Source organism: Myroides sp. N17-2 (assembly GCF_002286775.1).
Classification (GTDB): domain Bacteria; phylum Bacteroidota; class Bacteroidia; order Flavobacteriales; family Flavobacteriaceae; genus Flavobacterium.
Genome location: NZ_NSGJ01000026.1, coordinates 37,683 through 61,192 on the forward strand (window position 1 = coordinate 37,683; position 23,510 = coordinate 61,192).

General features: G+C 32.1%; 19 protein-coding genes and 1 pseudogene. 15 read left to right on the top strand and 5 right to left on the bottom strand.

Features of this window, described 5'->3' with window-relative positions:
• Positions 1–45: 45 nt before the first annotated feature.
• The 3 genes from CF599_RS11780 to CF599_RS11790 all read left to right on the top strand — a co-directional run bounded on the left by CF599_RS11780 (position 46) and on the right by CF599_RS11790 (position 5,073).
• Entirely contained in the window at positions 46–2,883 is a 2,838-nt protein-coding gene (locus CF599_RS11780) for a TonB-dependent receptor (protein ID WP_121966219.1), read from the top strand.
• 127 nt (positions 2,884–3,010) lie between these two features.
• Positions 3,011–4,003, top strand: coding sequence for a metallophosphoesterase (locus tag CF599_RS11785; RefSeq protein ID WP_121966220.1), 993 nt, complete (start codon positions 3,011–3,013; stop codon positions 4,001–4,003).
• 5 nt (positions 4,004–4,008) lie between these two features.
• Entirely contained in the window at positions 4,009–5,073 is a 1,065-nt protein-coding gene (locus CF599_RS11790) for a phytase (RefSeq protein ID WP_121966221.1), read from the top strand.
• Positions 5,074–5,194: 121 nt separating this feature from the next.
• Here the strand turns inward: CF599_RS11790 and CF599_RS11795 are convergent, their stop codons facing one another.
• A complete protein-coding gene (locus CF599_RS11795) occupies positions 5,195–5,722 on the bottom strand; it encodes a DUF4334 domain-containing protein (RefSeq protein WP_121966222.1) in 528 nt (175 codons plus the stop codon).
• A 53-nt stretch (positions 5,723–5,775) separates the two neighbouring features.
• Positions 5,776–6,351: a Crp/Fnr family transcriptional regulator gene (locus CF599_RS11800; protein ID WP_121966223.1), complete on the bottom strand. Its 576-nt coding sequence runs from the start codon at positions 6,349–6,351 to the stop codon at positions 5,776–5,778.
• 286 nt (positions 6,352–6,637) lie between these two features.
• Here CF599_RS11800 and CF599_RS11805 point away from each other — a divergent pair, with 286 nt between their 5' ends.
• The 3 genes from CF599_RS11805 to CF599_RS11815 all read left to right on the top strand — a co-directional run bounded on the left by CF599_RS11805 (position 6,638) and on the right by CF599_RS11815 (position 9,221).
• Positions 6,638–7,459 carry a helix-turn-helix domain-containing protein gene (locus tag CF599_RS11805; protein ID WP_121966224.1) on the top strand — a complete coding sequence of 274 codons (822 nt, stop codon included), beginning with the start codon at positions 6,638–6,640 and terminating at the stop codon, positions 7,457–7,459.
• A 103-nt stretch (positions 7,460–7,562) separates the two neighbouring features.
• Positions 7,563–8,129 carry a sugar O-acetyltransferase gene (locus CF599_RS11810; protein ID WP_121966225.1) on the top strand — a complete coding sequence of 189 codons (567 nt, stop codon included), beginning with the start codon at positions 7,563–7,565 and terminating at the stop codon, positions 8,127–8,129.
• A gap of 27 nt (positions 8,130–8,156) precedes the next feature.
• On the top strand, positions 8,157–9,221 hold the full coding sequence (locus CF599_RS11815) for an NAD(P)-dependent alcohol dehydrogenase (RefSeq protein WP_121966226.1): 1,065 nt from the start codon (positions 8,157–8,159) through the stop codon (positions 9,219–9,221).
• 104 nt (positions 9,222–9,325) lie between these two features.
• Here the strand turns inward: CF599_RS11815 and CF599_RS11820 are convergent, their stop codons facing one another.
• Complete coding sequence (locus CF599_RS11820; RefSeq protein ID WP_121966227.1) at positions 9,326–9,505, bottom strand: hypothetical protein; 180 nt, start codon at positions 9,503–9,505, stop codon at positions 9,326–9,328.
• A gap of 110 nt (positions 9,506–9,615) precedes the next feature.
• Between CF599_RS11820 and CF599_RS11825 the strand changes: the two genes are divergently transcribed.
• A complete protein-coding gene (locus CF599_RS11825) occupies positions 9,616–11,118 on the top strand; it encodes a serine hydrolase domain-containing protein (RefSeq protein ID WP_121966228.1) in 1,503 nt (500 codons plus the stop codon).
• A 36-nt stretch (positions 11,119–11,154) separates the two neighbouring features.
• Here CF599_RS11825 and CF599_RS11830 read toward each other — a convergent pair whose 3' ends face one another.
• Entirely contained in the window at positions 11,155–11,742 is a 588-nt protein-coding gene (locus tag CF599_RS11830; protein ID WP_121966229.1) for a hypothetical protein, read from the bottom strand.
• A gap of 514 nt (positions 11,743–12,256) precedes the next feature.
• On the opposite strand from CF599_RS11830, the gene CF599_RS19530 reads away from it, so the two are divergent.
• From CF599_RS19530 to CF599_RS11850, 5 genes and pseudogenes are all read left to right on the top strand, one after another.
• The gene (locus tag CF599_RS19530) at positions 12,257–12,412 is read left to right on the top strand and encodes a hypothetical protein (RefSeq protein WP_158221783.1); all 156 of its coding nucleotides are present in this window, start codon (positions 12,257–12,259) and stop codon (positions 12,410–12,412) included.
• Positions 12,399–14,210: a hypothetical protein gene (locus CF599_RS11835; RefSeq protein ID WP_143824819.1), complete on the top strand. Its 1,812-nt coding sequence runs from the start codon at positions 12,399–12,401 to the stop codon at positions 14,208–14,210. Before CF599_RS19530 ends, CF599_RS11835 begins: the two co-directional genes overlap by 14 nt.
• A 4-nt stretch (positions 14,211–14,214) precedes the next feature.
• On the top strand, positions 14,215–15,996 hold the full coding sequence (locus CF599_RS11840; protein WP_121966231.1) for a hypothetical protein: 1,782 nt from the start codon (positions 14,215–14,217) through the stop codon (positions 15,994–15,996).
• 21 nt (positions 15,997–16,017) lie between these two features.
• A complete protein-coding gene (locus tag CF599_RS11845) occupies positions 16,018–17,853 on the top strand; it encodes a hypothetical protein (RefSeq protein WP_121966232.1) in 1,836 nt (611 codons plus the stop codon).
• Positions 17,854–17,966: 113 nt separating this feature from the next.
• Positions 17,967–18,827, top strand: a pseudogene (locus CF599_RS11850) (transposase).
• Between the two features lie 8 nt (positions 18,828–18,835).
• On the opposite strand, the gene CF599_RS11855 reads toward CF599_RS11850, so the two are convergent.
• Positions 18,836–19,921: an alpha/beta hydrolase gene (locus tag CF599_RS11855; protein ID WP_121966233.1), complete on the bottom strand. Its 1,086-nt coding sequence runs from the start codon at positions 19,919–19,921 to the stop codon at positions 18,836–18,838.
• A 1,072-nt stretch (positions 19,922–20,993) separates the two neighbouring features.
• On the opposite strand from CF599_RS11855, the gene CF599_RS11860 reads away from it, so the two are divergent.
• The 3 genes from CF599_RS11860 (at position 20,994) to CF599_RS11870 (ending at position 23,509) form a co-directional block, all read left to right on the top strand.
• Positions 20,994–21,845 carry a helix-turn-helix domain-containing protein gene (locus CF599_RS11860; RefSeq protein WP_121966234.1) on the top strand — a complete coding sequence of 284 codons (852 nt, stop codon included), beginning with the start codon at positions 20,994–20,996 and terminating at the stop codon, positions 21,843–21,845.
• Between the two features lie 385 nt (positions 21,846–22,230).
• Positions 22,231–22,785, top strand: coding sequence for a hypothetical protein (locus CF599_RS11865; RefSeq protein ID WP_121966235.1), 555 nt, complete (start codon positions 22,231–22,233; stop codon positions 22,783–22,785).
• Between the two features lie 208 nt (positions 22,786–22,993).
• Positions 22,994–23,509 carry a hypothetical protein gene (locus CF599_RS11870; protein ID WP_121966236.1) on the top strand — a complete coding sequence of 172 codons (516 nt, stop codon included), beginning with the start codon at positions 22,994–22,996 and terminating at the stop codon, positions 23,507–23,509.
• Position 23,510: the final 1 nt, after the last annotated feature.

Consider the following 23,510-nt stretch of genomic DNA (forward strand, 5'->3'; position numbering starts at 1 on the left):
GAGGTTGCTCTTAAGTTTGCTTGAAAATCAATCAACATTATAATTATGAAATTAAAGTACTTATTATTCTTATTTGCTATTTGTTTGACTTGGTCTACCCAAGGACAGAGCACTAGTAAAAAAACAGGTATTCTATCTGGTCGTGTTATCGATAAGACAGATAAAAGTTCATTGCCTGGAGCAGCAGTGTTATTAGACAAAGGCAAACAATATACTGTCAGCAATACCAATGGGTATTACGAGTTTTTAAATATTCCTGCAGGAGCGTATACTTTATCAGTAAGTTATATAGGATATGGAGATATCGAAAAACAAATAGAGGTTATAGCAGGTCAGAATACAGTGCTAAATTTAGACTTGTCTACTGATGTAGAGACTTTAGAAGGTATCGTGGTGATAGGTGAACGCTTAAAAGGACAGGCTAAAGCACTTAATCAACAGATGAATAATGTAAATGTTAGCAATGTTATATCTGCTGATCAAGTAGGGCGTTTTCCTGATTCTAATATCGGTGATGCCCTAAAACGTGTACCTGGTATCACAATGCAAAATGATCAAGGAGAGGCTCGTAATATAGTTATTAGAGGATTAGCACCTAGTTTAAACTCAGTGACATTAAATGGAGACCGTATTCCGTCTGCAGAGGGAGACAATAGAAATGTACAGATGGACCTTATCCCATCAGATATGATTTCTTCTATTGAAGTGAATAAGACATTAACGCCTGATATGGATGCAGATGCTATCGGTGGATCTGTTGATTTGATTACCCGTGCTTCACCTTATGGAGAGCGTATATCAGCTACAGTAGCAGGAGGTTTTAATCCCATTAGAGACAAGGGAAACTACGTAGGTAGTTTTGTATATGGCAATCGCTTTTTAGACTCTAAGTTTGGGATGATTTTAAGTGGATCATACAACAATAATAATTTCGGATCTGATAATGTGGAGGCAGTTTGGTCTCAAGATAAGCATGGCAATGTATATTTAGGAGAGTATGATATCCGCAAGTATGATGTACAGCGTGTGCGTCGTAGTTTCTCAGGGGCTTTTGATTATAAGATTAATGAGAATCACACTATTTATGCAAGTGCAATCTACAACTGGAGAGATGATAGAGAGAATCGCTACCGCGTTCGCTATAGAGGTATCAAACCAAAGTATGATACTGAAGACAATATCACAGGTTTTACAGGAGATATTAGAAGAGAGACTAAGGGAGGATTAGATAATAATAGAAATAAGAATACAAGATTAGAAGATCAGAGAATTCAGAACTATTCATTAAGTGGTACACACTTATGGTCTAGTAACCTAGATATGGATTGGTCAGTTAATTATTCTCGTGCATCTGAGGATCGTCCAGGAGAGCGTTATCTTGACTTTCAAAATAAGAAAGTATCTATGACACAGCATATTTCTGATGGCAAATTCCCTATGGTGACTTCTGCTCAAGATACTCCTGAGAAGTTTAGCTTTAGAAAACTATCTGAGAATGATAACTTTACTAAGGATAGTGAATTCGGAGCGAAGTTAAACTTCAGAATTCCATTCTCTGTTATCGAAGATCAAAAGGGTAGATTAAGATTTGGAGGTAGATTGAGATTAAAGGATAAGAAGAGAGATAATATGTTCTATGAGTTTACTCCATTAGCAGGTAATGCTATAGGTAACTTAGATGCAGTACCTAATAACTACTATAACGGAAATGATTTTCAACCGGGAAGTAAGTATGTACCAGGTTATTTTGCATCAAATCAGTACTTAGGTGGTTTAGACTTACACAATTCGGGATTGTTTAAAAAAGAAGCTGTTCCAGCAGAATATTTAGCACTGAATTTTAAAGCAAAGGAGAATATCTACGCAGGATATATTCGTTGGGATCAGGATTTTAATGAGAACCTTTCGATGATAGTAGGTGCTCGTATAGAACACACAAGTATAGATTATACAGGAAATCACATCGTAGATGAAAGTGATTTAAAGGGGACATTAAGTAATACGAATAGTTATACAAATGTACTTCCTAGTATTACTTTTAAGTACCATACAGATACAGATTGGATCTACAGAGCGGCATTTACTACTGCTTTAGCTAGACCAGATTATTATGCATTAGCTCCTTACATTAATGTTGCTTCTCAAGATAATAGTATAGCAGCAGGTAATCCAGATTTAAAAGTAACTTATGCTTATAACTTTGATTTAATGGTGGAGAAGTACTTTAAGTCTGTAGGGATGTTTTCTGCAGGAGTATTCTATAAAAACTTGAATGATTTTATCTATACTTATAGATCAGATTCGTTCACTAAAGATGGTTTTAATGGTTTATTCCCAGATCAGGTAAACCCAATAAAAGATGGTGAGAATTGGAAGTTTATGCAACAACGCAATGGAGATCAAGTAAGTTTATATGGAGTAGAAGTAGCATTCCAAAGACAGTTAGACTTCTTACCAGGGAAGTTCTTAAAGGGATTCGGAGTATATGTGAACTATACATATACACACTCTACAGCTAAGGGAATTACTAATGCTGATGGAGATATCAGAGAGAATATGGAGTTACCAGGTTCGGCACCACATATGTTTAACGGATCATTATCATGGGAGAATGACCGCTTCTCAGCACGTATTTCTATGAACTATACTTCTGATTACTTAGATGCATTAGGAGGAAATAGTTTTGAAGATAGCTTCTATGATAAGCAATTGTTCTTAGATGCAAATGCGTCTTATAAAATAACAAAATATCTACGTGTATTCGCAGAAGCAAATAACCTAACTAATCAACCATTGAGATACTATCAAGGTATTAGTAGTCGTGTGAAGCAAATGGAGTATTACCAACCTAAATTCACATTAGGACTTAAGTTTGATTTTTAATAAAATAGCATAATTAGAACATACAGTGAGTACCCATTCGCTGTATGTTTTTTATAACCTTAAATCTGCAGATAACATGTAAACTTGAAGTGTTAGTTGCAGATTTAAGGTATAATTTAAACACGATATGAAAAAAATATTATTAGTACTATCATTTGTAGCTTATTCCTTGAATATACAGGGGCAAACTCCTTTTGAAAAAGAGAAAAGTACAGGCTATTCGGGTAGTGATATTCCTAGTTTAGTTTATAAAGATAACAGCTTTAACTTCCTTGTATTAGGAGATTTCGGTAGAGTAGGAGATTATTATCAGAAAAACGTAGCAAGAGAATTGGGTAATGCTATGGTCGTTATGGATGGAGAATTTGTAGTATCTGTAGGAGATAACTTTTATCCTAATGGAGTGAGTAGCACGCAGGATTACCATTGGATTTCTTCTTATGAAAGTATATATACTAATCCATCCTTATATGCAGATTGGTATGTAGCCTTAGGGAATCATGATTATCACGGTAATGTACAGGCACAGATAGATTATTCTAATATAAGTAGACGATGGAATATGCCTGATCGTTACTATAGTAAAGTCTTTACATTAGATAATAAGGAGAAAGCCTTACTTGTGGTCATAGATACGAATCCATTTATAGATAGTTATCAAAAAACAGGTAAATACAGTGATTTAGACAAACAAGATACTCAAAAGCAGTTAAAGTGGATAGAGGAGACTTTAGGTCAAGCTGACCCATCTATCAAGTGGAAAATAGTAGTAGGGCATCACCCTATGTACAGTGGAGGTAAACGCAAAACAAGTAAAGATACTATCGGCTTTGAACAGAAGTTCTCAGGACTGTTTGACAAGTATAAAGTAGATGCTTATATCTGCGGTCATGAACATGATCTACAAATCATAAAGCCAAAGGATAGATATACGACACAGTTTTTATCAGGAGCAGCTAGTGAAGTACGCCTTTCAGGAACGATGGAACACACTATATTTGCTGCTGCAGAGCCTGGGTTTATGACGTTCTCTATTCTTAATAACGAATTAAAGGTTCAGGTAGTTAAAGCGAATGCAGTAAATGCAGAAGTCTTATATACACATACAATTAAAAAATAAAACAAATGAAATATAGCTATTTATGCTCTTTAGCAAGTGTACTATTATTACTAGGATGTAAAGATAAATTAGCAGCCGTGTCTGATGATGCTATAAAACCATTAGTAACTACAGAACAAACAGCATATGATACTGATGATCCTGCGATATGGATTAACAAGACAGATCACACTAAGAGTTTGATAATCGGTACAGATAAAGAAAATGGAGGAGGGATCTATGCTTTTGATCTTGATGGGAAGATAATTAATAAGTTTACAGATATGGCTCGTCCAAATAATGTAGATATTACCTATAATTTTCCATATAAAGGAGGTTTAATTGACATCGCTGTTGTAACAGAGAGAAATGCCAATGCCATACGCATCTTTAAGTTGCCAGAACTAACGCCTATCGATAATGGTGATCTGAAAGTATTTGCAGGAGAGGCTCTAGAGGATTATAATCAACCTATGGGAATAGCGTTGTATGAGAAGCAGACTGCTGATAAGAAGATATTTTATGCTATAGTAGGGCGTAAAAGTGGCCCTGCAGAAGATTACCTATGGCAGTATGAGTTAAATACTGATACACAGGGGGATATTACTATTCAGGTGGTTCGCAAGTTTGGTAGCTATAGTGGAAAGAAAGAGATAGAAGCTATCGCTGTAGATAAAGAGCTAGGTTATGTATATTACTCAGATGAGACAGTAGGAGTACGCAAGTATTATGCTGATCCTGATAAAGGGAAAGAGCAGCTAGCGTTTTTTGCTCAGAAGGATGCAAAGAGAGATCATGAGGGAATCGCTATCTACAAGAAAGATAACACTACAGGATATATCATCGTATCTGATCAACAAGATAACTCTCTATTAATCTATCCAAGAGAGGGAGATACTACTAATCCACATCAACATACATTATTAGCAAAATTACCTATCTCTGCTATAGAATGTGATGGATTAGAAGCGACTTCTGTAAGCTTAAATAATCAGTTTGAAAAAGGAATGTTAGTGATGATGAGCAATGGAAAGGTTTTTCAATATTATGATTGGAAAGTAATTCAAGAGCAAATCACTAAAGTGAAGTAGCTTATATAATGTGGCTCTAAAAAGTTATAGACTTTTATAATAAAAGACAACCATTGTTTTTCAACTATGGTTGTCTTCGTTTTTAAAAAAGGTATTAGTGTTATATAAAAAGAAAAATCTCTTATTTATTATTATCTCTTTCTAGAATGAAGAAATAATTCTCAGGACCATTTTTCAAATCCATAATACCAAGTACAGTATTCTCGTCAATCTTCTTGAAAATATCATTGATTGGTAATTCATCATATATCATTGTAGCACTAATAGTATTTCTAAATTCAGTTCTACGTAAACGTGCTTTAAATTCAGTCGTTTCCATTTCTTTACGGAAATCACCAAGGAACAAATCATTGTTAGTATTTTTGTTTACCCAAGCCATAAAATCAGTAGGGTTCGCAATGAACGTTTCTGTTCTTGTAGCATCAGTATAAAATATTAAAGGATGTACTTTCTCAGCGCTTTCAAAGATTTTACCATACCAACCCGAAGAAGCTAAAAAACCATTCATAGGATGTCCTGTTAAAATCTCATCGCCTTTCCATTTACCAATCATAAACTCAGTAGAGACAGTCTCTAATTTATTAAAAAGTTGTTGAGTTTCTTCGCTTGTTGCGGTTCTCTTATTTACAATTTTGTTTATTATTTCCATGTTTTCTTTTTTACAAAGTAAGGTAACTAAAAGCACTAGCTTCTTGAATTAATTCAAGAAAGCAATTCTTTCTTGACTTTACTAAACCATTCAGGTGTAATTCCCATAAAATTAGCAATGCTAAAGGCTGAAAAACGTTGAAAGAAAAAGGGGTAATCTGAGTATAAAAACTCTAAAAACTGTTTAGGCGTTTTAGAGATTAGATTATTTCTAAAGACTTCAGTTATGTAGTATTTCTTAATCATATAATTAGTACAAAAAATGGCTAGAGCGTGATTTTGTTCTATTAAATCATTAAATGTATTAAAGTTAACCTCCATAACGGTAGTCTGTTCGTTAGCAACTATATCATATTCTGTGGTTGATTTTAGAAGATAACTATCAATGCTTGTGACGATAGGTAAAAACTCTGAAGTATGGAACATGACAGTTTGAGTAGTGCCTTGTTTTGTGGTAATGTTTGATATAAGACTGCCATTGAGAATAATATAGATATTGCGCTTTAATTGCCCATAGGAAACGAGTTTTTCTCCTTTTTGTAAAGAATGAACATCTGCATTATTCATAATATCATCAAGTATACTATCCTCTATATTTTCTGATAGTTTAGATCTAAGTTCATCTTTCATATTATTTCAAATTAAAGAGTTACTGATATAAACAAACTTACTGAATTTTAGGTAATTAAATGTAATTTATAGATATTTAACAATAGAGTATAGGTAATAGATGTTTTAATTAGTGTTAATCTATTTAATTAAAGTAAATAATTTGATCAATTGGATTGTAGTCGTTTGCAAACGATATAAGTTCATAGTGTCACTATGAGCTTTTAAGAAAAGTATTATGAGCTTTAGAGTAATGTAAACTATAAACTGTTGCGTATCTTTATATTTCTAAAAGAGGACTTAAAATATGAATTCAAACGATACATTAAAGACTATTAGTTATTCAGGTATATTCTTTTCGTGTTATACTGATTTTAGTGCAAAATGTGTGCATGCAGCACCAGAGCACGTATTAGTTTATGTCTATTCAGGAGAGTTAGTAATAGAAGATAGAAATAAGAAAGTAAAGATAAAACCGGGACAATGTGTATTTATAAGACGTAATCATCAGTTGACGCTTTATAAAAACAATAAGGGGAAGGAGAACTATAAAGGAATATCCCTAACGTTTAATCGCAGTGTATTACGTGAGTTTTATGGCAAGTTAAACAAAGCGGATTTGCCTAAAGAAATAACTGTTTCAGATAAAAATGTCTTTCCTATTGAGGAGAAAGCGGATGTGACAAGTTTATTCCAATCCCTTACTCCTTATTTTAATGAGAATGAAAAACCATCAGAGCAGGTAGTTCATCTGAAATTACTAGAAGGGATTTATGCGTTGTTAAATAACTCAGAGGTGTTTTATCCCTTGTTATTTGATTTTACACAACCTTGGAAGATAGATGTATTAGAGTTTCTTAATGATCATTATATGGATGATTTGACCATAGAGGAGATTGCTATTTATACAGGCCGAAGTTTAGCTACTTTTAAACGAGATTTTAAAAAAGTAAGTAATCTAACCCCACAAAAATGGTTAATTAAAAAACGTTTAGAAACAGCTTACACAAGGTTAAAAGAAGATGGTGGCAGAGTACAAGATGTATATATAGAAGTAGGATTTAAGAACCCTTCTCACTTCTCTACAGCCTTTAAGAAACAGTATGGACTACCACCAACAGAAGTTTAGTTCAGAATAAGTTATTTGAGCTTTATAGCAATGTAAATAGAACTTTACAGAAAAGCTTTAATGACTGTCTCCCGTTAAATTTGCAAGCACAAAAAGAATCAAAATGGAAAAAGAGCAAATAGACATATTTGAACGATTAAGAAAAGGAGAAATAGTCAGGCCTAATGATCCGCAGGGATATACATTAAGAGAAGCTTGCTATAAGACTAAGGAATTGCTTATTCAAATGAACAATAGTAGTAATCCTCTTGAAATAAGAACACTGTTAAGTCAGATAACAGCATCTGAGATAGATGATACAACAGAAGTATTTACACCTTTATATATCAATTATGGCAAGAATACAAAGATAGGAAAGAATGTATTTATCAATTTTGATTGTGTGTTTCTAGATCTTGGTGGAATTACCATAGAAGATAATGTGCTTATTGCCCCTAAAGTTAGTTTGCTATCAGAGGGACATCCTGTTAATCCGCAAGATAGACAATCTCTTGTACCTGCAGCGATTCATATTAAAAGAGGGGCATGGATAGGAGCAAATGCTACAATATTACCGGGAGTAACTATTGGCGAAAATACCATCGTCGCATCAGGAGCCGTAGTCTCTAAAGATGTTCCGGATAATGTAATAGTTGGAGGGGTGCCTGCAAAAGTTATCAAAACTATTTAAAGTTAATTAATAAAACGACATATAATTATGAACACAAAGAACGTAAAGGCGTTTGGAACACAAGCTCCAGAGGCAGAATTAAAACAAATGAGCATCAGCCGTAGAGAAGTGACGGCAAAAGATGTAGAGATAGATATCTTATACTGTGGGGTATGTCACTCAGATCTACACACTGCTAGAAATGAATGGGGAGGAACACAATATCCGAATGTACCAGGACATGAGATTGTAGGGCGTGTGGTAAATGTAGGTAATGGAGTTACTAAGTATAAAGTAGGAGATTTAGTAGGAGTAGGGTGTATGGTAGATAGTTGCCGTGAATGTGAAAGTTGTAAAGAAGGAGTAGAACAATACTGTGAGAGTGGAAATATCCAAACATATAATAGCCCTGACAAATACTTAAATATCCAAACTTTTGGAGGTTATTCAGAAAGTGTTGTAGTTGATGAAGACTTTGTTTTAAAAGTACCTGCTAATCTAGATTTAGCTGCTACAGCACCGTTATTATGTGCAGGGATTACTACTTACTCTCCATTGAGAAGAGCTAATGTAGGACCAGGTAAGAAAGTCGGTATTGTAGGGATAGGAGGTCTAGGACATATGGCTGTTAAGATTGCAAAAGCTATGGGAGCTTATGTAGTTGTTATTACTACTTCACTGTCTAAAGTAGAAGATGCTAAGCGCCTAGGGGCAGATGATGTTATTCTATCTACAGACGCAGAGCAAATGAAAAACAATACAGGAACACTACATTTTATTTTAGATTGTGTATCTGCTCAGCACGATATTAATGCTTATCTAGCACTATTAAAAAGAGACGGAGGTCTTACATTAGTAGGAGCACCAGAACATCCGCTTCCTGTATCTGCATTTAGTTTAATTATTAATAGACTTAGCTTCTCAGGATCTTTAATCGGTGGTATTAAAGAAACACAAGAAATGTTAGACTTCTGTGGTAAACACAACATTACTTCTGATATTGAACTAATTCAAATGCAAGATATTAATAAAGCATATGATCGCTTATTAAAAGGAGATATTAAGTATCGATTCGTTATTGATATGGCTTCTCTTAAAAACAGTGCACTATAGTATTTGGCTATCGCTTATTCTGGGTTAATAGAAGATATTGAAGAACAAAGCCCTTTATGGAGATTCCATAAAGGGCTTTTATCATTCTATGCGTCTAGCCTTCGTTATTCCTTTAGCTTAAAGCTTGAATCAAAAGTACTCTTAAACACCTGAATCTCTTTTTTAGAAACTACAGCAGTTAGTTTGTACAAATCCTCAGGGATAAACTTATTCTTCTCTATAATTTCTTTAATTATATACTCCTCGTTAGTTTCTATATCGACTACTTTATCTTTAATCTTCATAAGGGATGTTTTGTTGGTAAAATTACAAATAAAGATGTGTTGTATAAGCTCTTTTATTTTGTCTTTTAGATTCTATAGTCATTCCTTCTAAAATATTGTATATTTAAATTATGAGAAATAAAGTAATTATTGCATTAGTGCTGTTTTTTATTTCCTTTTTTGGATATGCTCATGAAAAGAATTCCCCTTTTCAAAGTACAAAAAAAGGAGTAGACAAATCTTTTCAAGAACTGTGTACTATAATAGATCAGTATGCTGAGAATACACTTAAAAGAGGAAATATAAATTCATTAGCTATAGCTATCTATAGTAATGGAGAGGTCTATCTGCAATATTACGGAGAATTAGATCAGAAGTCAGGGCAGAATCCTAATGATAATACGCTTTATGAGATTGCTTCTATTTCTAAGGTGTTTGAGGGTTCTCTAGCAGCCAAGGCAGTTTTAGAGCAAAAGATAACCTTAAATGATGATATTAGAAAGTATCTGAAAGGAGGTTATTCTAATTTACAATTTGATGGGACTCCCATTACTATTCAAAATTTACTGACTCACACCTTAGGACTTAAAGATAAAGCTCCTAAAGAATTAGATCGAGTATATCAGAAAGTAAGAGAAGGATATTATGAAAATAATGCCTTTGAATATAATATGACTAATTTACTTAATGAGTTAAAAACAGTTGAATTAGATAAAAAGCCAGGTACTGTATATGAATATAATTCAGTAGGGCCAGAGCTAATGGCTTATATCTTAGAACAGGTGTATGATAAGTCATATAAAGAATTATTAGAAGAATTCTTAGCAGAAGTTAACTTACAGCATACGCACTTGTATGAGTATGAAAAATACAGAAGTCAATTAGCAATAAGTTTTGGTGAGAATGGCAACGTAGCTCCTTTACTTAAAAATCCTTTATTAGGAGGATCTCATGGGATGACTAGTACACTACCTAACCTGACTAAGTTTATGCAATTTCAATTAGAGAGTAACAATCCATTAATTAAAGAATCAACTCGTTTATTATTTAAAGACGAACAAGATGGTGATGATAAGGGATACTTATGGGATGTAGGCTATGGTCAGAAAGAAGGTGCTTATTATGGAAAAACGGGAACATCAAATGGTATTCAAAGTGGGATATTAATCTGTCCAGATTCTAAGTATGGAATGATTTTAATTATGAACAATAATACTGAAGCAGCTCAGAATGACTGGAGTAATCTATATAACAAGATTGAAACAGAGTTAATTATGTACCCTAAAATTAATCTAGTATCATTATTAGCAATGGATTTTATAAGTAATTTTGAGCTTGCATCAGCAAAATATAAAGAATTAAAAGTAGATAGTTCACATTATTTATCAGGATCAATATATTTAAACAATTTTGGTTATGAACTTATTAATAGTAATCAAATAGATAAGGCAATTGAAATATTTGAATTAGCGATTTCAGAGGATGTAAGTAATGCTAATTTATATGATAGCCTAGGTGAGGCGTATCTTTTAAATAATAATAAGAAAAAAGCATTACTGAATTATAAAAAATCTCTAGAGCTTAATCCTAAAAATGACAATGCTAGAGCTGTTATAAAGAAACTTACTAAATAATAAGTAAATAACGAACTCCTCCCTTGTTTTATTACATTAATCTGCAGAGGAAGTCTTTTTATACTTTTGTAGTAAGTATTGAGGGTCGAATAAGAATACATAATACTTTCTTTCATTGTATATAAATGTAGTTTCTTCTTGTCCAAAATAATGGTGATGAATGTCTAGAGATAGTTGATTTGCCTCTTCGACAAAAGCCATACCTTTCTTAAACTCTTTATCCATAGTAGCACATAAGAACAAAAGCATTTGTGTCAATACTCCTTTACCTTTATAATCAGGACTAACCACTACAGGGCCATATTGAAAAATATCATCTGAAGTAAGGTCTTTAAATTTGTTTAAAATACTCTGTGCTGCTTGCACTATAGGACCTTTAGCAGTAATTCCTATTTTTGAGGTGAATGCTGCGGCTATAGTCTTATCATTTACTTTGACAATATACACCCCGAGACCTTGCTGAAACTTGGTTAGCAGTTCATCATCCATTGCTCCTTGAACAAACCCATTCTTAGCTCGCTGTTCTGTAGTTAATCCGTCACCTACTGCACCTTTAAGTAGATCTGATATTTCTTGTTTGTCATTCTCATCAGACCGGATAATTATTAACTCTTCATTTTTCATTTTCTTCCATTTTAATTTTTAACAATAAACTAATTGTAGTTTGGCAACAAGTCATAATCCCTAAAAGGTTTTTAACTTAACAACAATTAGAATTTAAATTAGACTGATGTCTATAACAAACATAAGTGATTAATAATTAATATTTTATGGTTAATTAATTATTGTGTAAAATGAGTGGAATTAACTAATCTATTGACTTAAGAATAAAGCTTTAGACATATGTTCAAAAGCTTATTTTTAGTAAAAAAGTATTAGATTAATTTATTGTTTATAATGAACTGAAAACGAATATGTGTAGTCTACTTTTAAATAGGCATACCACGCTTTACTTTGAGAATAATTTTAGAAAAAAATTAAAAGGAATAAAATAATGTTACTGTTAAATATAAACTAACTATAATCATCATCAATTTATAAATAAATAAATTTTTAATTGTAAAAAACCTTATTATTTATTTTATTATTCACTAATTTATGTTAAATATTTTTTATAGTTTTACAAAAAATATTTTATATGGAGAAATTACTGTTTGTGAATTTGGCGGTAAGTGAATATTTTACTTACACAAAAGTAGGAGATAACTTATGTTTATCTCTACAGATATGTTCAATGTCATTATTGAAAGTAGATATTATTAATGAAATAACAGAGTGCTATGTTGAGAATTAAGTTATATTCAGTTTTACTACTCCTTTTTTCATGTTGTATTTTTGCTCAAACAGGGATAAATACTTATGATGTGAATCCCAATGCTGCGCTTCATATAGATGCGCCTCTTGCTAATAAAGGACTTTTAATACCTCGGTTAACTACTCAAGATCGAGATAAAATTAAAGTTGATAATACCAATGAAAATGGGTTAACAATCTATAACGTTGATGAAGGTTGTTTTAATTATTGGAGTATAACTGAGAAAAAATGGAAGAGTGTTTGTGGTCAATTAGGTAAAGCTAAGTTTGAAATACTTAATTGTGGAAGTGATGTTAAAGCATTTGGGTTATATAAGAGTAAAGAATCTGTAAATCTCAACCACTATATCACAGTGAAAGTAAACGTTACAAAAAAAGGGACATATCACATAGTGGGTATTACTGATGACGGTAAGGATAATGGTTATTATTTTAGTGGTTCAGGTGAATTTTTAAGTTTAGGTACTTATACTTTAAAGATTCCTGCTATGGGGCAACCTAGAGTAGCTCAAAAAGATAAATTGACAGTATTATTAAATGGAGAAAAAACAAATGGAAATGGACCTGCTTGTTCTTTTGAAATTACAGTAGAAGATTCTGACAAGAAACCTGCATTTAGAATGGACTGTACTAATACTAAGGTTAATGGTGTATATCTTTTAAATACGCCATTAGCACAAGGTAACTTTATTTCGGTAAAAATAAAGTATGGTGCTGAAGCTATTGGTTCAACTTATATTATAGAGACGGATGAATTAGATGGCATTAAATTTAAAGGACAGGGAAAAGTAACAAGTCCTAGTCTTGAGCAAGATATTATCTTATACGGTGAGGGTAGCCCTTATACTACGGATACAAAAAGAGTTATTATTCGATCTAATAGTAGTATAACAACAGGAGTATGTTATGCAAATGTGAGAATAGCTATTCCTAAGAAGAAAATATTAAGTATCGGTAATAGTAAAAATGGCTATGGATACAACTTCTCTGGTACAGCTGCATCAAATAAACTTATTAGAGAACCTTTAAATTATGGAACTGACCAAAGTAGTGTTATTTCTTTTGAGGGATGGGGAGAGATTAAAGATGGAAGTGGTAATCCATCTGCAGCAGATTTGAGAACATGGCTTTTAGGTAACGCTCCATATGACATTGTTATACTGGGTTATAGTTGGGGACCTAATGTGGAGCAGGCAAATATTATAATGGAATATTTAGTAAGAGGTGGAGTTGTGTTAGCTTTTTCTGAGAATAATGTTGGAATGACAAATCTTCTTCGTTTAGTTACATCTAATAATTCACTTAGTGTAAAAAATGGTATGGGATTGGGATCCTTGTATGTATATTCAGCTGTAGATGACACTGTACTAAATGGTCCTTTTGGAAATGTGAGAGGTAAGATGTGGGGTGAAGATGCTTCTGCTACATCAATGGCTTTAGATATGGATACTAGCGGGGTATATGTATATAGTGATAGCTTTGATATGGCTACTGAAAAATCACCTGCCATAGGTAATGGAGTGACTGCGTTTAGGCATCGTGTATATAATCTGATTTGGGTCGGAGATGGAGGATTTAACTCAAATGATGGTGGGACAAGTAATACTATTTGTCCATTCAAGTTAGATTCAAAAAACTTCCCAATCGAAAAACCAGGATATGGTAATATAGGAGCTGCCAAAAGACAGGCTGTTATTAATTCAATATTTACAGCTAACGCAATCGGATGGGCATTAAATCAAGCAGAACACAATGGTATTAATTCAATAAAAAAATAAAGAGATGAAATATATATATTCGTTACTAGTTTTCTTTTTATTTAGTATATTTTCTTTCGGACAGATAGCTGTTAATCGCACGCTGCCTAGTGTTAATAGCGCTTTACATGTGGAGGCTTCTGCCAAAGGAAAAGGTATGCTTATACCTCGACTTACTGAAGCACAGAGGAATGCTATCGTTACTACCCAATCAGAGGATGGATTAACTATTTATAACATAGATGAAGATTGTTTAAACTACTGGAATAAAATAGATAATCAATGGAAAAGTGTCTGTGGAAAAGTAGGTAAATCTGAATTCACAATTACGGATTGTAATAAGATAAAAGTATATGGTATTTATAAAGATAAAATTCCATTATCTAATGAGCATTTTATTACGATGGAGGTAGATGTGAAAAAAATAGGGACATACTCTATTATGGCTTCTTCTACTCCTCATAATGGATACTACTATGCTGTCTCAGGGGAGTTTTTAAGTATAGGTAAATATACAATAAATGTACCAGCAGCAGGTGAGCCAATGAATTTTGGTACGGATACCTTTAAAGTGTATTTGAATGATCTAGATGCTAATGGACTACAACCTGCGTGTACGTTTAAAGTAAAAGTAGAAGATACTCGTATTAAGCCTGATTTTAGAATGCGTTGTGGAGATACTAAGGTCGTAGGAGTTTATAAATTAGACCAACCTTTAGATCAATCACACTATATAGAAGTAACGATAGATGCGGATGCATCTGCTATGGGAGCTACTCTAGTTATTGAGACAAATGAGGTGGATGGAATTTACTTTAAAGGTAGCGAGGAAATAACTAAAACTAGACAGGTAATACGTCTTCAGGGATACGGTGTTTCTAATACAACAAGCATAAAGAAGTTTACAATTAAAACAAATAGTACACTAACTAACGCTGTTTGTTATGCGAATGTTCGGGTCTTAATTCCTACAAAAAGAATTGTGAGTATTGGGATAGGTAAAAATGGTTTTGGATATAACTGGTCAGGACCTAGCAGTGCTTCTAATAAGTTAGTTGCAGAAATACGTAATTATGGTAATCTGCCAACTAGTGTAATCGGGTATGAAGGAAAGATAGTGATAGAAGATGGTGGTGCAACAGCAAGTGTTGCCAAACTTACGGAATGGTTGGAAGGACCTAATCCTATTGATATTTTAATTCTTGGTTACGACTGGAATATGAATGCAAAAGAAGCAGAAGTAGTAGGAAATTATTTATTAAAAGGAGGAGTGGTACTTGCATACTGTGAGTCAAATAGTGGAATGACAGCTTTAATGGCAAAATTAACAGGAGGAAATTCTGTAACAGCAGTAAAAGGAGGGACTGCAGGGACAATATATAAGTTTTCTAATATAGATGACCCTATCTTAAATGGTCCTTTTGGAGATATAAGAGGAAAGCAATGGGGAGAGGATGCATCTAGGACAACTACATTAGTAGGGGTAGATACAAGTTCTATTATGGTCTATTCTGATGCTTATAACTGGTCTTCTGATGCAATGACAAGTAAAGGTGGGTTAACTGCTTTTAGACATAAGGATTTTAATTTAATTTGGACGGGAGATGGAGGGTTTAATTCTGATAACGGGGGAGTAAGTAATACAATTTGTCCTTTTAAATTAGATGCGAATAACTATCCTATTGCCAAACCTGTTTATGGAAATGGAAAACTTAAATTACCTGTCTATAATTCAGTATTTACAGCTAATGCCTTTGCTTGGGCATTAATGCAAGCAGAAAAAAATGGTATTAATTCCAATAAGTAGGTAAAAATTAAAAGTTATAATATGATGAGAAATTTTTATATCACAATATGTTTACTAATTACTTATGTAGTCTTAGGACAAACGGGAATTAATACACACCAAATAAACCCTAATGCCGCTTTGCATATAGAAGCTCCATTAAAGGATAAAGGTATTATTATTCCACGTCTAACTACAGTAGAGAGAGATGCACTAAAGCTGACAAATCTTGAGAATGGATTAGGTATTTATAATGTAGATGAGAACTGTCTTAACTACTGGAATAAGCTTGAGGGCAAATGGAGTAGTGTGTGTGGTAATCTAGGAAATTCGGAGTTTAAGGTAGAGAATTGTGCTGATATCAAGGTACATGGGCAGTATCTGTCAGGTATGCCATTAAACGGTAATAATCATTATCTGATGGTTCCTATTGTAGTAACTAAACCAGGTGTTTATTCTATTACTGCTTTGCCTGAGAGTGATAATGGATATTATTATTTTACGAAAGGAGAATATATAGGAGTAGGAAAAGTGTTAATTAAAGTGCCTGCAATGGGTGTGCCTAATAAATTTCAGGTAGATAAATTTACTGTTAAATTAAATGGTTTAGATAATGCTAATGCTTGTACTTTTAATGTGGAAGTCGAAAACTCTAGTGTAAAACCGAACTATAAGATGGTATGTGGAAGTATTATCACACGTGGGATTTATAAGATAGACAAGGCATTAACTGCAGAACATAAACTTAGTGTTACATTAGACGTTAAACCTGAAGCAATAGGGGCGACCTATATTATTCAGTCTGAAGAGGTAGATGGAATTAGCTTTTATGGGACAGGAAAGTTAACAGCAACTACACAAACAGTTGAGTTGGCAGGTAAGGGAATGCCAAATACAACAGATGTAAAGAAATTGCGTATTCGTTCTAATTCGAACGATACAAGTGTGAGTATTTGCTATGCTGAAGTAAAAGTTACTCTTCCAAAGAAAAAGTTGTTAATAGTAGGAGATACTAAACTTGCTAATGCTTATGATTTAGCTAATGCAAATGCAGCGGTTAATCAGATGATTACTAAAGACACGAACTTCGGTTTATTAGCAACAAGTACAGTCTCTTTTGAAGGATGGGAGAGTATCAAAAAAGTGGGTAATAACGCTGATTTAACAGCAGACTTATTAGGAGCTTCTCCTTTTGATATTGTAGTGGTACAAGAAGAGGCAGTACTTAGTGATATACAAATAGAACAACTATATACGTATCTAACGAAGAAAGGGGTTGTGTTAATGTTTACTGGGAACCTTTCTATGGCAAAGGTTTTTGAAACACTTACTTCGAGTAAAAATTTAGTCCCTAGTTTAATTAATAAGGCGGGTTCTAGTTATAAACTGTCAATGATAAATGATAGAATATTAAATGGACCTTTCGGAGATATAAGAGGGAAGTATTGGGGTACTAATGGACCTGCATTTAGAATAGAGGAGTTAGTGACAAGTGATTTTTTAGTATATACTGATGCAACGGATCAATCTGTACCTGTAGTGTCACCACCTGATCCAGAAAATCCTGGTGGAGAAACACCTACTACAGATCCTAATGAGACCGCTAACCAAGGTACACCTGGATATACTGCGCTACGCCAAAATGGATATTATTTTGTATGGGCAGGAGAAGGAGGATTTAATGATAATTCAAGTTCAACAGATAACTTGTCTTCTCCGTTTTTATTAGATGCTAATAAAAAACCAATAGCAAGAGATAATTTTGGACATACTGTAAAAAGAAGCGTTAGCAATTCCGTATTTACAGCGAATGCTATAGCTTGGGCAATATATCAATCTGATGTAGATGGTATTAATTCTAATAAGCAGGCAAAATAGAATAGATTTTTTAGTGATTTTAAAACAAAATAGGGTGATCTTTTAGGTCACCCTATTTTGTTTGTGTGCTTGTATAGACGATAACTTTAGTAGGGAATTTAGATACTATCATTATGTACCAAGTACTCTATAAAGATAGTTTAGAATTAGATATAATACTTCACTTACCGCTGCCCAAAAGAGGATATAAATCAAAAGCTCCACTTTATGAGATAGTTAATGCTATATTATATAAATTGAAAACAGGTATCCAGTGGAGTTATTTACTAGCTCAAGTTTTATTTAGTACTCAAGTACTAAGTCATAAAACAGTATTTGGTCATTTTCGTAATTGGTGTAAAGCTGGTGTATGGCAATCTTGTTAGACTGAATTATTAAAAAAGAATAAGTCTCTTTTTGATTTATCAAGTGGAGATTTAGATGGAAATCATACCACAGCTTTAAGAGGAGGAGTACAGGTTGCTTATCAAGATAGGAAAAAACGTAAGACGACAAACTCCTTATATTTTACAGATCGTCAAGGCATACCTTTAGCCATGTCAGAACCGATAGCTGGAAATCACAATGATTTATTTGATATAGAAATCTATTTTGAAGATATAACCGATCAATTAACTAAAGCAGAAATACCTCTATCGGGATTGTTTATTAATGCTGATGATAGGTTTGATTCACAGAAACTTAGAAAAATATTTAGTGATAAAGAAATAATAGCTAACATCTGTCCTAATAAACGAAATGGACAAAATAATGAAGATGATTATTTTGATGAACAACTATACAAAGACAGATATGCGATTGAGAGAACGAATGCTTGGATAGATAGCTTTCGTTCTTTACTCAATAGATTTGATACCACACTGTCTAGTTGGATGACGTGGAATTTCATAGCTTTTATTGTTATAGGACTAAACAAATTTCAGAAAAATAAAAATCAAGATGACTTCAACTATAAATTTTGTGCTTTTATATGAAACATGTACTATTTTATCAGTTTATTGTTTAGTAAAAAAACTTTAATGTCATTAACTACTTTTTCTGGATGTTCATCTTTTACGCCATGCCCTGTTTTTTCATATACCTTATGAATAATAAAAGGTTTGTGTTCATTGGCAAGTTTATTATTCTCTTCTTCAAAATCAAACCAATCATATTTACTAACAGGATCAAAAATGAGTATAGGTTTGTTTATATTTCGATAAATAATTTTAGGATTTAATTGATGTGTTGAGGCACCGAAAGCCGTTTCAGAAGTAAAGGGAGTGTAAATAATTGCAATGTTTTCTTTAGCAGAATTCTCACCTGTAAGTACTTCTGCACCTGGGTTTATTTCATATTTCCCAAAGGCATTTTGTTTTATTCTGGCATAAGAAGTAAAAATCTCTTTCTTTAGTTTTGTGTTTTCTTTCCCTTTTATTCCCCAATTATTATATATAAACCAATATGCATTAAAATCATTATCAAAAACCATTGATTTCTTGTTGCTATAATATTCCTTGGTTTCTGCTATGTCTTTTTCGATGTTAGCTGACTGCATCTGAAAGTCCCAAGCAACAGAACCACCGTCTTCAAGTATTAGAGCTTGAACCATTTGAGGATAAGCATCATAAAATGCAGAACTTATGGTACCACCTCTTGACCAACCACCAATGATTGCTTTTTTGATATTCATTTTGTCTAAAAGAAATTTAATATCGTCTGCTACATGATATATTGAAAGATCTTTTTTAGGAATAGGAGTAAAACCATGTCCATAATAATCAATAGCGATGACGTGTAAATTCAATTTTAACAATTGATCTATAACTTCATATAACTCATAGCCATTACTATACGTGCCATGTATCCAAACAAGGGTAGGGTTCTTTTTATTTCCCCATTCTAGATAATGCATATTTACATTATTTGTTTGAATGTAATTACCATGTTTCTTTTCGTATTTCTCAAACTCAGGTTTTAAATTCAAGAATAATTCTCTTTGTGCTATCGAATCTGAAGAGGCGCCTATTTGTGCTTGTACAGATAAGTATAACATAAAAGAAAGGAATAGAATGAGTTTATTTTTCATGATTAGTAAATTTATAGTATTGTTGTTTATGGTTGGAGTAATTATACTCCTAAAGTATTAAAAAGCCACATAATAAACAATATGATTTTTTCATTATCGAGGTATGTGTATCACAAAATTTATATTAAAGTAAAGATAAAAAGGCATATGATATAGTATGTAAAAGTATCCGAAGAATAAAAGCGTACAAATCCGAGCATAAAAAAAGCCTAACTATTTGATTATAAATAGTTAGGCTTTTTTATTTGTGGAGTCGCCGATTAAGATTTCATATTGTTAAAAATATGGATATATACTAAACATACAAAATGAGTTAATTTTGTGAATATTTTTATACTTTATTGAAATTAACTAATGGCTTTACAATGTGTTTTTTGGCTGTTTATTGACGTTTTTAAGGGCTCTGAATTCTCTCCTTTTTTTAGGGTGTAATATTCCTTTTTTTACTATTTTATAGATGAGTATTATTCTGTTTTTTAATAAATATGATAAGTTTAATTCATAATAGTTAGAAAAGTAAAGAAGTACTACTCCAAGTTTAGTAGATCTTTTTATGCAAGCAATTATCAAGAGTGTAAAACGTCAACCCAAAGAGGACAATTAAGAGACCAAAAATAAGATAGTGTTTCCAAAAAAAATTATAAACGAATCTTCTAACATAAGGCACTAGTAATCTTAATCAGCTTTTATTATTGTAAAAGTTCTTTTGTCATCCTGCAGGATTAAGAACTATAAAAAGTAAATTACATGATATTACATAGTTTTTGTAACGCTTTAAATTCTCCTTTTTCTTAGTTTATTAAGAGATTGAATTACAATCTAAACACTATAAATTTTAAAGTAGATAATAAAGTCTGTAATTAGACTAAAAAAGTATAAATATTAACTTTTGAAAAACTTAATACTAAATTAAATATTTGATATTTGCGAATAGACAAATTCTAATAACATCATAAAAACACATAAAATAAAACAAATAAGAAGTAGTAATACTTATCTAACCCAATAAGAGCTATAAAGTTTAAAAGCAATTAGAAACAATACCTAACATATATTACCAACCTTACTAATCATGTTAACATCTATTGAATTAAAATCTCCTTATGGTCTTGATGTAGGCCGGGCAACGTATCTTACAGAGAATATAGAATCTTTTGAACAGCATAAAGATGTTTATCAGCTTCTATGGTTGCAAAACGGCAAAGTAACAGTCACCTTAACCACTAATAAAAAAGAAATAAAAGCTGGGGACTGCTTATTTTTAGGGAAAAATGAATTATTTCGTTTGACCTCAGATCAGGCCTATACTTTGTATTATGTACAGTTTACTGATAATTTCTATTGCAGAACAAAACTCGATACTCATTTCTTAAGTAAGTGTTTCTTTTTTGACAATACAAAGGCAATAAACTCCATTACTCTTAAAGCTGAACAGATTGTGTTTGTTCAGTGTTATTTTGCTACTTTATTAAGGCTTAAAGCAAAAGAATATAGTGATGTAAATTATATGTTGGCACATAATATTATTGAAAGGATTTTATTGTTTATTATGTCTTGTCATATTGATAAGTTTGTTGATTTTAATAAGGAGAAATTATCTCCACAACAACTAAAATACACAGTTGAGTTTAATGAACTTTTAAGAAGCTATGTTAAAAAAGAAAGGAATGTCCATTTTTATGCAGAGCAAATGAATGTTTCTATAGCTAAGCTAACCGAGATTTGTAAAGAAGTATTTGGAACAACTCCTAAAAAAATTATAGCTAGTGCAGTAGTCAATGAAATTAAATTACTTCTTAAACATACTCCATTAACTATAAAAGAGATTGCATTTGAATTGAACTTTGAAGATGTAAGCAATTTTATCCGCTTCTTTATTAAAGCTACTGGTATGAGCCCAAAAGAATATAGAGATTTCCTCTAATATAAATGAAGTAAATATTATCAAAAAAGGGTGTTTAGATATATAATCTAGATACTCTTTTTTTATTCTATAAATGCGAAGGATAGTTTTAAATGTTCTTGATGCATTGTGATAAAACTAATCTTTGGTTTGTAGTTTTAAATAAATAGTAGATTATGCGACTTTTATTTAAAACAATGATTGTAAATTCAATATTTATAGATATTTATGTCTAAATTGAATAATAATCACTCAGGAAGAGTTTATTAAGATTTAATTATCAAATAATGCGAAAAATGACAATTATTTAAAGAATATTGACAGTTTCTTAGAAAGGTTTGTACAATACATTTGCCACACAAAATAATCAAACAAAAAACAAATCTTTTTAAAAAATAATTAGAAAATGAAAACATCATTTAAATTAGTATTAGTAGCAGTTATCACTTTAGTAAGTACTACATCTTTCGCCCAAGATAAAAAGAGTACAGGAAGTACTAACTTAAACGTTAACTTATCAGACGTTTATGAATTAACTGTTAAGAATCCTAATGTAAATATCCAAATGAGTACTGTTGAACAGTTTCAAAAAGGAAGTACTTCTGGTGAATTGCCAAATCACTTAGAGGTAACAGCTACTCAAAAATACGAAGTTAAGGTTGTCGCAAGTAGCGATTTAACTAATAATGGAGTAACAATACCTGTAAATACAGTAGAGGTTAGAGTAAAGGGAAATACAAATTTAGCAGAGGGAACAGGTCCTTCTAATTTTACTGCAACGCATAACATCACTGCATTAGGTACAACAGAAAGTGGATCATTAATCTCAACAACAGCTGGATCAGCAAAAATGGGTTACGCAATTGAATACGCAATTCCTGCTAGTCAAACTTCTGTTTATACAGATAAAAAAGCCGGTACATATACTACTACAGTTACTTACAATTTGTATGCACTGTAAGCGATAGTTTAAAAAATATATAAATCTACTGTTGTGAACATTTTCATAGCAGTAGATTTTTTTTTTAATACAAATTTCGATTTTATAAATCACTTATTTAGTAATGAAAACTCTTAGATAAAAGAGAATTTAAAATATCTAAAACCATTTATTCTTATTGACTTTGTGCTTTTTTTTTCTTAAATTTAGAACTAGAAAAACAAATGATATGAGACAATTATTTTTCACTTTCTTTTTAATTATAGTTGGAACTTTAGCTCAAGCTCAAAGTTCTGCTCAAAGTAATCTAATAGTTACTTTAAATCCTATTCAATCTATTAAGATTAATGATCAGCAGTCTAATATTAATTTGTCTTTTGAATCAGTAGATGATTATACTAAAGGAAAAATTAGTAATCAAGCAGATCATATTGAAATAATGAGTAGTGGGAATTATGAGGTTCGAGTTGTAGCTAATTCTCCCTTAACTAATAATAATGAACAAATTAGTTTAGACCATATTAGTTTAAATCCTTCTTTAGGAAGTATAGGAGAACTACGAGAAAATATTTCAATGTCTCCCGTTCCTTTATCAATGAAAGAACACAATCTGATTAATTCTGGTTTTGGAGATGTCAAAAGAACATTTAATGTTTCTTATAAGATGGATGCTTCAGAAGAATTATTGAACAAGCCTATTGGTAATTATAATACAGTTATTACTTATACTATTTTATCCTTATAAT

Excerpts from the sequence above, each read along its gene's own strand:
- CF599_RS11780 (WP_121966219.1), top strand. The coding sequence starts at position 46 with ATGAAATTAAAGTACTTATTATTCTTATTTGCTATTTGTTTGACTTGG.
- CF599_RS11785 (WP_121966220.1), top strand. The coding sequence starts at position 3,011 with ATGAAAAAAATATTATTAGTACTATCATTTGTAGCTTATTCCTTGAAT.
- CF599_RS11790 (WP_121966221.1), top strand. The coding sequence starts at position 4,009 with ATGAAATATAGCTATTTATGCTCTTTAGCAAGTGTACTATTATTACTA.
- CF599_RS11795 (WP_121966222.1), bottom strand. The coding sequence starts at position 5,722 with ATGGAAATAATAAACAAAATTGTAAATAAGAGAACCGCAACAAGCGAA.
- CF599_RS11800 (WP_121966223.1), bottom strand. The coding sequence starts at position 6,351 with ATGAAAGATGAACTTAGATCTAAACTATCAGAAAATATAGAGGATAGT.
- CF599_RS11805 (WP_121966224.1), top strand. The coding sequence starts at position 6,638 with ATGAATTCAAACGATACATTAAAGACTATTAGTTATTCAGGTATATTC.
- CF599_RS11810 (WP_121966225.1), top strand. The coding sequence starts at position 7,563 with ATGGAAAAAGAGCAAATAGACATATTTGAACGATTAAGAAAAGGAGAA.
- CF599_RS11815 (WP_121966226.1), top strand. The coding sequence starts at position 8,157 with ATGAACACAAAGAACGTAAAGGCGTTTGGAACACAAGCTCCAGAGGCA.
- CF599_RS11820 (WP_121966227.1), bottom strand. The coding sequence starts at position 9,505 with ATGAAGATTAAAGATAAAGTAGTCGATATAGAAACTAACGAGGAGTAT.
- CF599_RS11825 (WP_121966228.1), top strand. The coding sequence starts at position 9,616 with ATGAGAAATAAAGTAATTATTGCATTAGTGCTGTTTTTTATTTCCTTT.
- CF599_RS11830 (WP_121966229.1), bottom strand. The coding sequence starts at position 11,742 with ATGAAAAATGAAGAGTTAATAATTATCCGGTCTGATGAGAATGACAAA.
- CF599_RS19530 (WP_158221783.1), top strand. The coding sequence starts at position 12,257 with ATGGAGAAATTACTGTTTGTGAATTTGGCGGTAAGTGAATATTTTACT.
- CF599_RS11835 (WP_143824819.1), top strand. The coding sequence starts at position 12,399 with ATGTTGAGAATTAAGTTATATTCAGTTTTACTACTCCTTTTTTCATGT.
- CF599_RS11840 (WP_121966231.1), top strand. The coding sequence starts at position 14,215 with ATGAAATATATATATTCGTTACTAGTTTTCTTTTTATTTAGTATATTT.
- CF599_RS11845 (WP_121966232.1), top strand. The coding sequence starts at position 16,018 with ATGATGAGAAATTTTTATATCACAATATGTTTACTAATTACTTATGTA.
- CF599_RS11855 (WP_121966233.1), bottom strand. The coding sequence starts at position 19,921 with ATGAAAAATAAACTCATTCTATTCCTTTCTTTTATGTTATACTTATCT.
- CF599_RS11860 (WP_121966234.1), top strand. The coding sequence starts at position 20,994 with ATGTTAACATCTATTGAATTAAAATCTCCTTATGGTCTTGATGTAGGC.
- CF599_RS11865 (WP_121966235.1), top strand. The coding sequence starts at position 22,231 with ATGAAAACATCATTTAAATTAGTATTAGTAGCAGTTATCACTTTAGTA.
- CF599_RS11870 (WP_121966236.1), top strand. The coding sequence starts at position 22,994 with ATGAGACAATTATTTTTCACTTTCTTTTTAATTATAGTTGGAACTTTA.